The 13,969-nt window shown below is 53.6% G+C and carries 13 protein-coding genes; 7 read left to right on the top strand and 6 right to left on the bottom strand.

Translation table 11 applies throughout. The features are described from left to right. Positions 1-136: 136 nt before the first annotated feature. The 3 genes from pyrH to rpsB form a co-directional block, all read right to left on the bottom strand. Entirely contained in the window at positions 137-862 is a 726-nt protein-coding gene (gene pyrH, locus LH23_RS09150) for a UMP kinase (RefSeq protein WP_039290408.1), read from the bottom strand. A gap of 147 nt (positions 863-1,009) precedes the next feature. Further along, the gene (gene tsf / locus LH23_RS09145; protein ID WP_008456925.1) at positions 1,010-1,861 is read right to left on the bottom strand and encodes a translation elongation factor Ts; all 852 of its coding nucleotides are present in this window, start codon (positions 1,859-1,861) and stop codon (positions 1,010-1,012) included. 324 nt (positions 1,862-2,185) lie between these two features. Further along, positions 2,186-2,911, bottom strand: coding sequence for a 30S ribosomal protein S2 (gene rpsB, locus LH23_RS09140; protein WP_008456923.1), 726 nt, complete (start codon positions 2,909-2,911; stop codon positions 2,186-2,188). Between the two features lie 313 nt (positions 2,912-3,224). On the opposite strand from rpsB, the gene map reads away from it, so the two are divergent. From map to LH23_RS09120, 4 genes are all read left to right on the top strand, one after another. Beyond that, a complete protein-coding gene (gene map, locus LH23_RS09135; RefSeq protein WP_039296492.1) occupies positions 3,225-4,019 on the top strand; it encodes a type I methionyl aminopeptidase in 795 nt (264 codons plus the stop codon). A gap of 64 nt (positions 4,020-4,083) precedes the next feature. Next, positions 4,084-6,756: a bifunctional uridylyltransferase/uridylyl-removing protein GlnD gene (gene glnD, locus LH23_RS09130; protein ID WP_039290405.1), complete on the top strand. Its 2,673-nt coding sequence runs from the start codon at positions 4,084-4,086 to the stop codon at positions 6,754-6,756. Positions 6,757-6,853: 97 nt separating this feature from the next. Next, positions 6,854-7,678, top strand: a complete 825-nt coding sequence (dapD, locus tag LH23_RS09125) for a 2,3,4,5-tetrahydropyridine-2,6-dicarboxylate N-succinyltransferase (protein ID WP_008456915.1) — start codon at positions 6,854-6,856, stop codon at positions 7,676-7,678. 110 nt (positions 7,679-7,788) lie between these two features. Beyond that, positions 7,789-8,178, top strand: coding sequence for a DUF3461 family protein (locus LH23_RS09120; protein ID WP_008456913.1), 390 nt, complete (start codon positions 7,789-7,791; stop codon positions 8,176-8,178). Between the two features lie 57 nt (positions 8,179-8,235). On the opposite strand, the gene degP is transcribed toward LH23_RS09120, so the two are convergent. Beyond that, on the bottom strand, positions 8,236-9,678 hold the full coding sequence (gene degP, locus LH23_RS09115) for a serine endoprotease DegP (protein WP_039290401.1): 1,443 nt from the start codon (positions 9,676-9,678) through the stop codon (positions 8,236-8,238). 142 nt (positions 9,679-9,820) lie between these two features. Further along, on the bottom strand, positions 9,821-11,335 hold the full coding sequence (gene dgt / locus LH23_RS09110; protein ID WP_039290399.1) for a dGTPase: 1,515 nt from the start codon (positions 11,333-11,335) through the stop codon (positions 9,821-9,823). 94 nt (positions 11,336-11,429) lie between these two features. Here dgt and mtnN point away from each other — a divergent pair, with 94 nt between their 5' ends. From mtnN to LH23_RS09095, 3 genes are read left to right on the top strand one after another with little or no spacing between them, the layout of a single operon-like run. Beyond that, complete coding sequence (mtnN, locus tag LH23_RS09105; RefSeq protein WP_039296490.1) at positions 11,430-12,128, top strand: 5'-methylthioadenosine/S-adenosylhomocysteine nucleosidase; 699 nt, start codon at positions 11,430-11,432, stop codon at positions 12,126-12,128. Next, positions 12,121-12,921 carry a vitamin B12 ABC transporter substrate-binding protein BtuF gene (btuF, locus tag LH23_RS09100; RefSeq protein WP_039290397.1) on the top strand — a complete coding sequence of 267 codons (801 nt, stop codon included), beginning with the start codon at positions 12,121-12,123 and terminating at the stop codon, positions 12,919-12,921. Before mtnN ends, btuF begins: the two co-directional genes overlap by 8 nt. A 22-nt stretch (positions 12,922-12,943) precedes the next feature. After that, positions 12,944-13,564 carry a TRIC cation channel family protein gene (locus tag LH23_RS09095; RefSeq protein WP_039290393.1) on the top strand — a complete coding sequence of 207 codons (621 nt, stop codon included), beginning with the start codon at positions 12,944-12,946 and terminating at the stop codon, positions 13,562-13,564. A gap of 49 nt (positions 13,565-13,613) precedes the next feature. Here LH23_RS09095 and erpA read toward each other — a convergent pair whose 3' ends face one another. Beyond that, positions 13,614-13,961, bottom strand: coding sequence for an iron-sulfur cluster insertion protein ErpA (erpA, locus tag LH23_RS09090; protein WP_008456903.1), 348 nt, complete (start codon positions 13,959-13,961; stop codon positions 13,614-13,616). Positions 13,962-13,969: the final 8 nt, after the last annotated feature.

Here is a 13,969-nt window from a genome sequence, read left to right as displayed (position 1 = left end):
TACGAATCCTTGAAAACTGGTTTAAGGCAGACCACGCTTATTCTCTGCAGCTTTGAAGCTGCAGGCTAAGTATAGCCCTGTTTATTCCTGGCTGTAGATAAAGCCAAATCTTACCCTGATTGCCGGGCAACTGAAATTATTCAGTAATTAAAGTGCCTTCTTTCTCACCCATTACCACACGACGCAGCGCACCCGGCTTGTTCATATTGAACACGCGGATCGGCAATTTGTGGTCGCGAGCAAGGGTGAACGCGGCAAGATCCATCACTTTCAGCTCTTTATCCAGCACTTCACTGTAGGTCAGTTGATCGTACATGGTAGCTGAAGGATCTTTTGCCGGATCGGCGGTAAACACACCATCCACTTTAGTAGCTTTCAGTACCACGTCTGCTTCGATTTCGATTCCACGCAGGCAGGCCGCAGAGTCAGTGGTAAAGAACGGGTTACCGGTACCGGCAGACAGGATAACTACGCGGTTAGCACGCAGCAGGCTGATAGCTTCTGCCCAGCTGTAGTTATCACAAACGCCATTCAATGGAATAGCGGACATCAGGCGGGCGTTCACATAGGCGCGGTGGAGCGCATCGCGCATTGCCAGGCCATTCATTACGGTCGCCAGCATGCCCATGTGGTCGCCCACGACGCGGTTCATGCCGGCTTTAGCCAGACCTGCACCACGGAATAAGTTGCCACCGCCGATTACCACCCCGACCTGAATGCCAAGTTCCACCAGCTCTTTAATTTCCTGAGCCATACGGTCCAGAATACTCGCGTCAATACCAAAGCCTTCTGTGCCTTGCAGAGCTTCGCCGCTCAGTTTGAGCAGAATACGTTTGTAGACGGGTTTTGCATTGGTAGCCATGTTTCTTTCCTGAGAACAGTCAACGAATGGGGGATGGTTAATTCTGGCGACATTCTGTCGCATTTCAGCCCGCTCGCCTAACGGAGCGCTCTGAAATTGTAAGGCTGGATAAAAAGGAACCGCCGGTTGGCGGTTCCTTTTAAACCATTAAGACTGCTTGGACATGGCAGCAACTTCTGCTGCAAAGTCAGTCTCAACTTTCTCGATACCTTCACCCACTTCGAAGCGGATGAAGTTAGTCACGTCAGCATTGTGCTCTTTCAGCAGCTGAGCAACAGTTTTGCTTGGGTCCATGACGAACGGCTGACCAGTCAGAGAAACTTCACCGGTGAATTTCTTCATGCGGCCTTCAACCATTTTCTCTGCGATTTCTTTTGGTTTACCGGACTGCATCGCGATGTCCAACTGAACCTGGTACTCTTTCTCTACAACTTCTGCAGAAACGTCTTCAGGCTTAACGAACTCAGGCTTGCTTGCAGCGATGTGCATTGCCAGCTGTTTAACCAGCTCTTCATCAGCACCTTTAGCGGCAACCAGAACACCGATACGTGCGCCGTGCTGGTAAGAACCCAGAACTTCGCCTTCCAGGGAAGAAACGCGACGGATGTTAATGTTCTCACCGATTTTAGCAACCAGTGCAACGCGCTCTTCTTCGAACTGCGCTTTCAGAACTTCAACGTCGGTGATTTTACCAGCAACTGCTGCATCCAGAACTTTGTTAGCAAATGCCTGGAAACCGCCGTCTTTAGCAACGAAGTCAGTCTGGCAGTTAACTTCCAGAATCACGCCGTAGTTGCCGTCGATCTTAGTGATGATCACGCCGTCAGCAGCAACGTTGCCTGCTTTCTTAGCTGCTTTGATCGCACCGGATTTACGCATGTTCTCGATTGCCAGCTCGATGTCGCCGTTGGCTTCGGTCAGCGCTTTTTTACAATCCATCATGCCAGCGCCAGTACGCTCACGCAGCTCTTTTACCAGGGATGCGGTAATTTCAGCCATTCTAAAATCCTCGGAGATGTTGCCTGCCCGGCGCATTGGCCAGACGGGCTTAAAAGTGAAAAAGGGGCCATAAAAAGGCCCCTAACCAAACGAGATACTACCTGGTTAAATAAGGGCTTTCCCCTTTATATTTCGAGCCGCAGGTGCGTTACCTTCACTCGCTCATCCTGGTCACTTACTGATGTAAGCTCCCAGGAATTCTCGAGTTTGCCGCGTGATTCGGCCTTATGGCCTTACCCCTTCGGGGCCAGCGCAAACGCTGTTCAAAACGACCCGGCGTTTTGTCCTGCAACTCGAAATCTCTTGGGGAATCATCAAACCTTATTATTCTGCTTCTACGAAGCTTTCTTCCGCCTGGGAAGCCAGATCCTGAGAACGGCCTTCACGAACGGTTGCAGCTACAGCGCCCAGGTACAGGCTAACAGCACGGATAGCATCGTCGTTACCAGGGATAACGAAATCAACACCGTCCGGATCAGAGTTGGTATCAACGATAGCAAATACTGGGATACCCAGGTTGTTTGCTTCTTTGATAGCGATGTGCTCGTGATCGGCATCGATAACAAACAGTGCGTCCGGCAGGCCGCCCATGTCTTTGATACCGCCCAGGCTGTTTTCCAGCTTGTCCAGCTCACGAGTGCGCATCAGCGCTTCTTTCTTAGTCAGCTTGTCGAAAGTACCGTCTTGAGCCTGAGTTTCCAGGTCTTTCAGACGTTTGATGGACTGACGAACGGTTTTCCAGTTAGTCAGCATGCCGCCCAACCAGCGATGGTTCACGAAGAACTGATCGCAGCTGTTAGCAGCGTCTTTCACCGCTTCGCTTGCAGCGCGTTTAGTACCAACGAAAAGGATTTTGCCTTTGCGAGAAGAAATCTTGTTCAGTTCAGCCAGAGCTTCATTGAACATTGGTACAGTTTTCTCAAGGTTGATGATGTGAACTTTGTTACGTGCGCCGAAGATGAAAGGCTTCATTTTCGGGTTCCAGTAACGGGTCTGGTGACCAAAGTGAACACCAGCCTTGAGCATGTCGCGCATGGAAACAGTAGCCATGTTTTAAAACCTCTATATAAAGTATGGGGTTATGCCTCCACGTATCCCATATTGCCGACCCCAAAGGGCACCCCGGAATATGTGTCGATACGTGTGTGTTATTTACACAAAGTGAGCGTATTTGGCTGTACCCGAAAAATCGGAATACAAGTCCGGCGCGCTTTATACCATAAATGGCGCCCAGACTCCAATAGTTGTTGCCGTGATACGCACTTGATGATTCTCAATTTTGCAGGGAGAGGCCCCCCCTGATACCATTACAGCAACTTCCCTGTTCATTTGTGTCGACATGATCGACATCTGCGGATCTGATATGGCTATCTCAATTAAGACACCTGAAGAAATCGAAAAAATGCGCGTCGCTGGCCGTCTGGCTGCCGAAGTGCTGGAAATGATCGAATCCCACGTTAAACCGGGCATTACCACCGGCGAGCTGGATCGCATCTGTAATGATTACATTGTGAATGAACAGCAGGCTATTTCCGCTTGTCTGGGCTATCACGGCTTCCCAAAATCCGTCTGTATCTCTATCAACGAAGTGGTTTGCCACGGCATTCCGGACGATGAAAAAGTGCTGAAAGACGGCGATATCGTCAATATCGACGTGACCGTTATTAAAGACGAATACCACGGCGACACCTCTAAAATGTTCATCGTGGGCAAACCGACGATTCTCGGCGAACGCCTGTGCCGCATTACGCAGGAAAGCCTGTATCTGGCGCTGCGTATGGTGAAACCGGGCATCCGCCTGCGCAGCCTCGGCGCGGCAATTCAGAAGTTCGTTGAAGCCGAAGGTTTCTCTGTCGTACGTGAGTACTGTGGTCACGGCATTGGCCGCGTATTCCATGAAGAGCCTCAGGTACTTCACTATGACGCAGACGACGGCGGCGTAGTGCTTCAGCCGGGTATGACCTTCACCATTGAACCGATGGTTAACGCCGGTGATTACCGCATTCGCACCATGAAAGACGGCTGGACGGTGAAAACCAAAGATCGCAGCTTGTCTGCTCAATACGAGCATACTATTGTGGTGACGGAGAACGGCTGCGAGATTATGACCCTGCGTAAAGATGACACCATCCCGGCAGTGATTTCGCATAACGAATGATGCCCTGACGTCAGTCAGCAATCTAAGCCGGCCCTGAGCCGGCTTTTTTTATGGGTAGCGCACAATGAGTCCAGCTTTGCCAGAGCAGTTTGCCAACACCACCGAACCCGAGATCGCCGGCCAGCCGGACTATCCAAACAGCTGGCAGGAAGCCGAACTTAACTGCGCAGACATCAAGTCGCACTTAGATACCTTCCAGAAATGGCTGGGTAAAGCTTTCGATAGCGGCGTTTCCGCTGAACGGCTGATTGAAGCCCGTACCGAGTTTATCGATCAGCTGCTTCAGCGGCTGTGGATTGCCTACGGCTTTGCCGATGTGCCAGAAGCCGCGCTGGTTGCCGTGGGCGGCTATGGTCGTGCCGAGCTTCACCCGCTGTCGGATATCGACCTGCTGATCCTGAGCCGCAAGCGGCTGACCGACGCCCAGGCGCAAAAAATCGGCGAGCTACTGACTCTGCTTTGGGACGTGAAGCTGGAAGTCGGTCACAGCGTACGTACGCTGGAAGAATGCCTGCTGGAAGGTTTATCAGACCTGACGGTGGCCACTAACCTCATCGAATCTCGCTTGTTAATTGGCGATGTCGCCCTGTTCCTTGAGCTCCAGAAACACATTTTCAGCGAAGGTTTCTGGCCGTCGGCAAAGTTCTTTGCCGCCAAAGTCGAAGAGCAAAACGAGCGCCACCAGCGCTATCACGGCACCAGCTACAACCTTGAGCCGGACATCAAAAGCAGCCCCGGCGGCCTGCGTGACATTCACACGCTGCAGTGGGTTGCCCGCCGCCACTTCGGCGCCACCTCCATGGGCGAAATGGTGGATTTTGGCTTCCTGACCGAAGCCGAGCGCAAAGAGCTGGATGAATGCCAACATTTGCTGTGGCGCATTCGCTTCGCCCTGCACCTGGAAGTCAATCGCTACGACAACCGGCTGCTGTTTGACCGCCAGCTTAGCGTGGCCCAGCGCCTGCACTACAGCGGCGAAGGCAACGAGCCGGTTGAACACATGATGAAGGACTTCTATCGTGTCACCCGTCGCGTGGGCGAGCTGAACCAGATGCTTCTGCAGCTGTTCGATGAAGCCATTCTGGCACTGGACGCCAGCGAAAAACCGCGCCCGCTGGATGATGACTTCCAACTGCGCGGCACGCTTATCGATCTGCGGGATGAAACCCTGTTTATGCGCGAGCCGCAGGCTATTCTGCGCATGTTTTACATGATGGTGCGTAACCGCGACATCACCGGCATTTACTCCACAACGCTGCGCCACCTTCGTCACGCCCGCCGTCACCTGACCCAGCCGCTCTGCTACATTCCGGAAGCGCGCGAGCTGTTTCTGGTAATGCTGCGCCACCCTGGGGCAGTCAGCCGTGCGCTGGTGCCAATGCATCGCCATAGCGTGCTGTGGGCCTATATGCCGCAGTGGTCGCATATTGTCGGCCAGATGCAGTTCGACCTGTTCCACGCCTACACTGTGGATGAACACACTATTCGCGTCCTGCAAAAGCTGGAAAGCTTCGCGAAAGAAGAAACTCGATCGAAGCATCCGCTGTGCGTCGATCTCTGGCCGCGTCTTTCCCATCCTGAGCTGATTTTAATTGCCGCCCTCTTCCACGATATCGCCAAAGGGCGAGGCGGCGATCATTCCGTGCTGGGCGCGCAGGATGTACTGAAATTTGCCGAGCTTCATGGCCTGAACTCCCGGGAAACTCAGTTGGTTGCGTGGCTGGTCCGCCAGCATCTGCTGATGTCCGTCACCGCCCAGCGCCGTGATATTCAGGATCCTGAAGTCATTAAACAATTTGCCGAAGAGGTTCAGACCGAAAACCGCCTGCGTTATCTGGTCTGCCTGACGGTGGCAGATATCTGTGCGACCAACGAAACGCTTTGGAACAGCTGGAAGCAAAGCCTGCTGCGTGAGCTGTACTTCGCCACCGAGAAACAGCTGCGCCGCGGGATGCAGAACAGCCCGGATATGCGCGAACGCGTTCGCCACCACCAGCTTCAGGCGCTTGCGCTGCTGCGGATGGACAACATTAATGAGGAAGCCCTGCATCACATCTGGGCGCGCTGCCGGGCGAACTACTTTGTTCGCCATACGCCAAACCAGATTGCGTGGCATGCCCGGCATTTGCTCAAGCACGATCTTAGTCAGCCGATGATCCTGCTTAGCCCGCAGGCAACGCGCGGTGGCACTGAGATCTTTATCTGGAGCCCGGACAGGCCTTATCTGTTTGCCGCCGTCTGCGCCGAACTCGACCGCCGTAACCTCAGCGTTCACGACGCGCAGATCTTCACGACCCGTGACGGCATGGCGATGGACACCTTTATCGTGCTCGAGCCCGACGGCAGCCCGCTGTCCATTGATCGGCACAATATTATTCGCCACAGTCTCGAGCAGGCAATCACCCAGACGACCTGGCAGCCACCACAGCCGCGTCGCCAGTCGGCAAAACTGCGTCACTTTACCGTCGATACCGAAGTCAACTTCCTGCCAACGCACACCGACAGGCGAACATTCCTTGAGCTGATTGCACTCGATCAACCAGGTCTTTTGGCCAGGGTGGGCGAAGTGTTCGCCGATCTCGGTATTTCGCTCTACGGGGCGAGAATTACGACAATTGGTGAGCGAGTAGAAGATTTATTTATAATCGCCACCGCGGACCGGCGTGCACTTAATAATGTGCTCCAGCAGGAAGTGCAGCAACGGTTGACAGCGGCCCTTAATCCAAACGATAAATAACGGTCTTTTATTTTTTACCTTTTTAGCCCGAGAGCGACAGTCAAGTTGATTGTCGCCCAAAAGTTGAAAGGTAAGTCACAATCAGGAAATGTTCATCATGCAGCAGCTACAAAATGTAATCGAAACCGCTTTCGAGCGTCGCGCCGAGATCACCCCGGCAAATGTTGATACCGTGACCCGCGAAGCGGTAAATCAGGTGATTGCCCTGCTCGACAGCGGTGCGCTGCGCGTTGCTGAAAAAATTGATGGCCAGTGGGTCACCCACCAGTGGCTGAAGAAGGCCGTACTGCTTTCTTTCCGCATTAACGACAACAAAGTAATCGAAGGCGCTGAAAGCCGCTATTTTGATAAAGTTCCGATGAAATTCGCCGACTACGACGAAGCGCGTTTCCAGAAAGAAGGCTTCCGCGTTGTGCCACCAGCGGCAGTCCGCCAGGGCGCGTTCATCGCACGTAACACCGTGCTGATGCCTTCCTACGTCAATATCGGTGCTTATGTTGATGAAGGCACAATGGTCGACACCTGGGCTACCGTAGGTTCTTGCGCGCAGATCGGTAAAAACGTTCACCTGTCCGGCGGCGTTGGCATCGGTGGCGTACTGGAACCACTGCAGGCCAACCCAACCATCATCGAAGACAACTGCTTCATCGGCGCACGTTCCGAAGTGGTTGAAGGCGTTATCGTTGAAGAAGGTTCCGTGATCTCCATGGGCGTTTACATCGGCCAAAGCACCCGTATCTATGACCGTGAAACCGGTGAAGTCCACTATGGCCGCGTGCCAGCAGGCTCCGTTGTCGTTTCCGGCAACCTGCCTTCTAAAGACGGCTCTTACAGCCTGTACTGCGCGGTAATCGTGAAGAAAGTTGACGCCAAAACCCGCGGTAAAGTGGGCATCAACGAACTGCTGCGTACCATCGACTAAGTTTTTTGCACCAAAAGGCGGGTTATCCCGCCTTTTTTGCATCTGGCACTAGCGGAAAAGGAATTTTCCGTTAATTCTCTAATGGTTATTGATATTGAAGGGTACCGCTTATGTACGATAATTTAAAAAGTCTGGGTATTACCAATCCTGATGAAATCGATCGTTACAGCCTCCGGCAGGAAGCCAACAACGATATCCTGAAAGTCTATTTCCAGAAGGATAAGGGCGAGTTTTTTGCCAAAAGCGTGAAGTTTAAATACCCACGCCAGCGCAAAACCGTGGTGGCCGATGGTGTAGGCCAGGGCTACAAAGAAGTGCAGGAGATCAGCCCCAACCTGCGCTATGTCATCGATGAACTCGATCAGCTTTGCCAGCGCGATCGCACCGAAGTCGATCTAAAGCGTAAGATCCTCGACGATCTGCGTCACCTCGAATCCGTGGTAACCAACAAGATCAGCGAAATTGAGTCCGATCTGGAAAAACTGACCCGCAATAAGTAGTTCAGAAATCCATAAAAAAGGGCCGCGAAAGCGGCCCTTTTCAGTTCTACACGAAGATTACTGCATCAGCAGGTAAATCTGCGCATCACCACGTTGAATGCTCAGCGCCATCACCGACGGCTTGCTGTCCATCACTTTACGCAGCTCAGCGATATTGTTCACCGCCTGCTGGTTCACGCCGACAATAATGTCACCTTTTTTCAGGCCAATACGCGCGGCCGGGGTATTTGGCTTCACGCTGGTGACCTGCACGCCTTTCTGGTCTTTACCGCCGCGGTTGCTCATCTCCGCACCTTCAATACCGGTGAAGATAGTGGCGGCATCAACCTGATTCTGAGTGCTTTGCTGCAGCTCCAGGTTCACCGTGACTGGCTTGCCATCACGCAGCAGGCCCAGCGAGATTTTGCTGCCCACCGGCATGGAACCAACTTCTGCGCGCAGCGCGGCAAAGCTACTGATCGCCTTGCCGTTCAGCGTGGTGATCACATCCCCTGCTTTGATCCCTGCTTTAGCTGCGGAAGAGTTCGGCATGACCTGGCTGACAAACGCGCCACGCTGAGCGTCAACTTTCATCGCTTTCGCCAGCTCGGAGTTCAGCTCAGTGCCCATAATCCCCAGCTCGCCGCGGCGAACCTGGCCATACTGGACCATCTGAGCAGTCAGGTTTTTCACCATGTTGCTCGGGATAGCAAAGCCGATACCGATGTTACCGCCGTCCGGGGCCAGAATCGCAGTGTTGATACCGATCAGCTCGCCGTTCAGGTTAACCAGCGCCCCACCGGAGTTACCGCGGTTGATCGCCGCATCGGTCTGGATAAAGTTCTCGTAGTTTTCAACATTCAGGCCGCTACGGCCCAGTGCAGAAACGATACCGGAGGTCACGGTTTCACCCAGGCCATACGGGTTACCAATGGCTACGGTGTAATCCCCCACGCGCAGCGCGTCGGAGTCGGCAATTTTAATCGCCGTCAGGTTTTTAGGATCCTGCAGCTGAATAAGCGCGATATCGGAGCGTGGGTCTTTACCCACCACTTTGGCGTCAAACTTACGGCCATCGCTCAGCTGAACTTTAATCACAGTGGCGTTATCCACTACGTGGTTATTCGTGACGACATAGCCTTTCGCAGCATCAATAATTACCCCAGAACCCAGGGCCATAAACTTCTGCTGCTGGCTGCTGCCGTCACCGCCGCCCTGAGCGCCACCGCCCTGGCAGAAAGGTGAACTTTGGAACGGAGAACCGTCCTGGCAGAACGGTGAGTTATCGCCGAAGAATTGCTGGAAATTACGCCCCATACGCGGAGTATTTACCGTTGTGCTCCCTTCAACGTTGATACTCACCACTGAAGGCATCACCTGCTCCAGCATCGGCGCAAGGCTTGGCAGCGGCTGCGCAGCAGATGCGGAAGAGGCCGTCTCAGCGGCGGAGGCAGACATCGGACTCAGCGCCAAACCCAGACTAAGAGCCAGCGCACTCATTGCTAACGTGGTTTTTTTCATGGAATCATCTCAACTTTCAAATAACGCAAAATTGCTGTGTTGGTACACCATTCAGAGTGAAGTTTACGCGCGAAGTTCAGCGCTTAAGTGCATGGAAAAAGTAAAAATTTATTGTTCATCTTTACAAAACTCCCAATAGAACTCACTCCACCGCCATCAGGCGTCGATACTCATCCCAGGCATATAAATCGGTCATTCCACTGATGTAATCCTGAATAAGCCTTGCACGGAAATAGTATTCCCACACGGAAAAATCAAGGCTTGCCGGGTGCAAAGCGCTGACGGCTTCCACATAAGCAAGCCTATGTTTAGTTGAAAGTTTGCGGAAAAGTCTTGATTCAATCGGCAGACGACGCAGGCTTTCCTTACTCACCAACTCAGTAAAGTCCTCCGTTGAAAGTGCGAGTAAGGGACTGTAAATATCCAGTAAACCGCTGATAACCCGGTAGCCCTGCAGCTCCAGTTGCTCAATATCCGGGTGGCTGAAGACCTGACGCACAGCGACCTGCTTGTAAAGCTCCAGCAATCGGGCATACGGGCTGTCGTCCTCCAGCAGCGCATGATTGAACTCGCCGGAATAAATCTCAGGCAAATTGTCGATAAAACGCTGGGCGGCATACGGTGCCAGTTTGTTTAGTGTATTGACGCGCAGGTACATGAAGAACTGATCTTCCGCACTGCGGCGCATTTGGTTGGTGCGGGATTTCTCCCAGGCATCTTTGACTACCAGCTCAAAGAGATCGCCTTTCTTCTGCTCGCCCCAGGACTCGGTCAGATGCTGATAAAGCTGCTCGACGCTGAAAATACGTTTTTCCACAGCATCTTCGAGATCCGCCACGCAGTAAGAGATATCGTCTGCAGCCTCCATGATCCAGGTCAGCGGAAAACGGCTGTACTCGCCCAGGTTCAACTCTTTGCGCAGGCGCTCGATGTATCCTTCTTCCGATAAATAAAAGCCCGGCTTCTTCATCAAATAAGCGTGGCTTGCTGGCGGCTTTTGGGCAAACCAGGCCGGACGGGTGTATTTGAGAATGCAGCCGACCTGCGCCCAGGTCAGGTTCATACGTAGCAGGCTGTGTACCAGCCGGATGCCTTGCGCATTGCCTTCAAAATGGCACAAGTCCTGGCGAACTTTGCCGCGTAGAGTATTTAATCCTTCTTCGCCTTCACGCAGCCGGAGGGCATCCACCTTGCAGCGATCGTCACTCCGTGGCTGCCCGCCGCTATCTTTCGGCTGCAGGCGCTGACGGAACCAGTCGTTAATTGCCGACTCGCCAAAATGGCCGAATGGCGGATTGCCGATGTCATGCATCAGGCAGGCCATTTCCACTATGCTTTCAAACGGGCCGGTTAGCTCATCGAGTCCATATTTCTCCAGCGCCTTCTGCTCTTTTAGGCGGCTGAGGATCTCTTTGGCAATGTAGCGCCCGACCTGCTGCACCTCCAGCGAATGGGTAAGACGGGTGCGCACGGCAGCATTACGCTCAAGCGGGAAAACCTGGGTTTTCTGCTGCAGACGGCGGATTGCGGGAGAATTAATGATCCTGCCGCGATCGCTTTCGAAAATACGCAGGATCTCAAGTTCGCTCTTCTCTCCTTCGGGCGAGCGGAAGCGTCGGTGCCAGTTAATTTTTTTGCGGAAGTCTATTTCGCTCATGCCCACTCCTGTTCCGTTGATAAGGAGACTGTTTGCCATGATAGACTATGCCCCGAAAATTGAGTCATGTTCCACCACATTAGCGAGTATCTCTATGAAAGCAGGCATTATTGGTGCAATGGAAGAAGAAGTTACGCTGCTGCGTGACAAAATCGAAAACCGTCACACTCTGAGCATCGCCGGTTGCGAAATTTATACCGGGACGCTAAACGGCGTTGAAGTGGCACTGCTGAAGTCCGGCATCGGCAAAGTTTCTGCGGCCATGGGTGCTACGCTGCTGCTGGAACACTGCAAGCCAGACGTGATCATCAATACCGGTTCCGCAGGCGGCCTGGCACCGACACTGAAAGTGGGCGATATCGTGGTATCCGACGAAGTGCGCTATCACGATGCTGACGTCACTGCTTTCGGTTACGAATATGGCCAGATGGCGGGCTGCCCGGCGGCTTTCATTGCCGATAAAAAGCTTATTGAGGCAGCAGAAACCTGCATTAAAGAGCTGGATCTGCACGCAGTCCGCGGCCTGATCGTCAGCGGCGATGCGTTTATTAACGGCTCCGTGGCACTGGCAAAAATTCGCCACAACTTCCCACAGGCCGTGGCGGTAGAAATGGAAGCGACGGCCATCGGCCACGTTTGCCATAACTTCAACACGCCGTTTGTGGTGGTTCGCGCCATCTCCGACGTGGCCGATCAGCAGTCCCACCTGAGCTTCGAAGAGTTCCTGGCCGTCGCCGCCAAGCAATCCACTCTGATGGTGGAAAAACTGGTTCAGCACCTGGCTCGTGGCTAAGTTCACCTTTTGGCGCGGGGCGACCGCCCTGCTTCTTTGCCTCCCGGCGCTGCTGTTTGCGGCGCCTCGGGTTATCTCCCTCTCTCCCGCTAATACCGAACTGGCCTTCGCAGCCGGTATTACCCCTATTGCGGTGAGTGCTTACTCTGATTACCCACCTCAGGCAAAGCAGATTGAACAGTTAGCCAACTGGCAGGGCGTGAACTTCGAGCGCATCGTTGCCCTCAAACCGGACGCAGTACTCGCCTGGCGCGGGGGTAATCCGGACAGGCAGGTGAACCAACTGGTTTCGCTGGGCATTAAGGTCATCTGGCTCGATCCTAAAAGCGTAGCCGACGTTGAGGCAGCGCTGCGCCAGCTCGCGCCGCTAAGCCCCACGCCCGAAAAGGCAATCAAAGCGGCTGACACACTCTCCAGCGAGTTCGCCGCGCTAAAAGCTCGCTACGGCCATAGCCAAAGCAAAAAAGTGTTCCTGCAGTTCAGCCAGCAGCCACTGTTTACTACCAGCAAAGATTCCATTCAGAACGAAGTGGTTGAGCTTTGCGGTGGGCGCAATATTTTTGCCGACAGCCGGGTTCCCTGGCCGCAGGTCAGTCGCGAACAGGTTCTGACGCGCCAGCCACAGGCTATTATTATTTCGGGCGATGCGAGCAATATTCCGTCGGTACAGCAGTTCTGGAGTAATCAGTTGAAAGTTCCGGTTATTGCCGTGAATGATGACTGGTTTACTCGCTCGGGCCCGCGTATTATCTTCGCCGCAAAACAGCTCTGCGAAGAGCTGGCGAAAGCTTAACGTCATGCTCTGAGGGTCATAAATGCTGGTCTATTGGCTGGATATTGTCGGTACCGCCGTGTTCGCTATTTCCGGCGTTTTGTTGGCCGGGAAACTGCGGATGGATCCCTTTGGCGTGCTAGTGCTCGGGGTAGTTACCGCGGTAGGCGGGGGAACAATCCGCGATATGGCATTAGCCAACGGCCCGGTATTCTGGGTGAAAGATCCCACGGACCTTGTGGTCGCCATGGTGACCTGTATGTTGACGATAGTCCTGGTACGCCAGCCGCGACGTCTGCCTAAGTGGGTGCTTCCCGTGCTGGATGCCGTCGGCCTGGCGGTATTTGTTGGCATCGGCGTCAATAAAGCATTTCTGGCCGATGCCAGCCCGCTAGTGGCGATTTGCATGGGCGTGGTGACCGGCGTAGGCGGCGGGATTATTCGTGACGTACTGGCCCGTGAAGTGCCGATGATTCTGCGCACCGAGATTTACGCCACAGCCTGCATTATCGGCGGTATTGTTCACGCGACGGCGTACCACACCTTTAACGTCCCGCTTGAGCAGGCCAGCATGATTGGCATGGTGGTTACGCTGGCGATCCGCCTCGCGGCCATCCGCTGGCACCTGAAACTGCCGACCTTTGCGCTAACAGACCGACAATAGCGATAAAAAAAGCCGCGTTTGATACGCGGCTTTTTGTTTCAGCAACTTATCAGATGCTGAAGGAGGAACCACACCCGCAGGTGCTTTTCGCGTTCGGGTTAGTCACCACGAAGCGGGAGCCTTCCAGGCCTTCGCTGTAATCCACCGCGCCACCGACCAGATATTGCAGGCTCATTGGATCCACAACCAGAGCAACACCCTGTTTCTCGATGGTCATGTCGCCGTCGTTGATCTGGTCGTCAAAGGTAAAGCCATACTGGAAGCCGCTGCAACCACCACCGGTGATATAGACGCGAAGTTTCAGATTCGGGTTCTCTTCGTCTGCAATCAGACTTTTCACTTTATTGGCTGCGGCTTCGGTAAACTGCAGCGGCAGCGCTACTACGTCATCACTCATTTTTTGCT

Origin of the sequence: Cedecea neteri (genome assembly GCF_000758305.1) — a bacterium.
Classification (GTDB): Bacteria; Pseudomonadota; Gammaproteobacteria; order Enterobacterales; family Enterobacteriaceae; genus Cedecea; species Cedecea neteri_C.
This window is presented reverse-complemented; position numbering and strand designations above follow the sequence as displayed.

Bases quoted from the DNA above. Each gene is read 5' to 3' on its own strand.
- dgt (WP_039290399.1), bottom strand. From the start codon at position 11,335: ATGAGCGAAATAGACTTCCGCAAAAAAATTAACTGGCACCGACGCTTC.
- LH23_RS09120 (WP_008456913.1), top strand. From the start codon at position 7,789: ATGTACGATAATTTAAAAAGTCTGGGTATTACCAATCCTGATGAAATC.
- LH23_RS09095 (WP_039290393.1), top strand. From the start codon at position 12,944: ATGCTGGTCTATTGGCTGGATATTGTCGGTACCGCCGTGTTCGCTATT.
- tsf (WP_008456925.1), bottom strand. From the start codon at position 1,861: ATGGCTGAAATTACCGCATCCCTGGTAAAAGAGCTGCGTGAGCGTACT.
- dapD (WP_008456915.1), top strand. From the start codon at position 6,854: ATGCAGCAGCTACAAAATGTAATCGAAACCGCTTTCGAGCGTCGCGCC.
- mtnN (WP_039296490.1), top strand. From the start codon at position 11,430: ATGAAAGCAGGCATTATTGGTGCAATGGAAGAAGAAGTTACGCTGCTG.
- pyrH (WP_039290408.1), bottom strand. From the start codon at position 862: ATGGCTACCAATGCAAAACCCGTCTACAAACGTATTCTGCTCAAACTG.
- map (WP_039296492.1), top strand. From the start codon at position 3,225: ATGGCTATCTCAATTAAGACACCTGAAGAAATCGAAAAAATGCGCGTC.
- erpA (WP_008456903.1), bottom strand. From the start codon at position 13,961: ATGAGTGATGACGTAGTAGCGCTGCCGCTGCAGTTTACCGAAGCCGCA.
- rpsB (WP_008456923.1), bottom strand. From the start codon at position 2,911: ATGGCTACTGTTTCCATGCGCGACATGCTCAAGGCTGGTGTTCACTTT.
- degP (WP_039290401.1), bottom strand. From the start codon at position 9,678: ATGAAAAAAACCACGTTAGCAATGAGTGCGCTGGCTCTTAGTCTGGGT.
- glnD (WP_039290405.1), top strand. From the start codon at position 4,084: ATGAGTCCAGCTTTGCCAGAGCAGTTTGCCAACACCACCGAACCCGAG.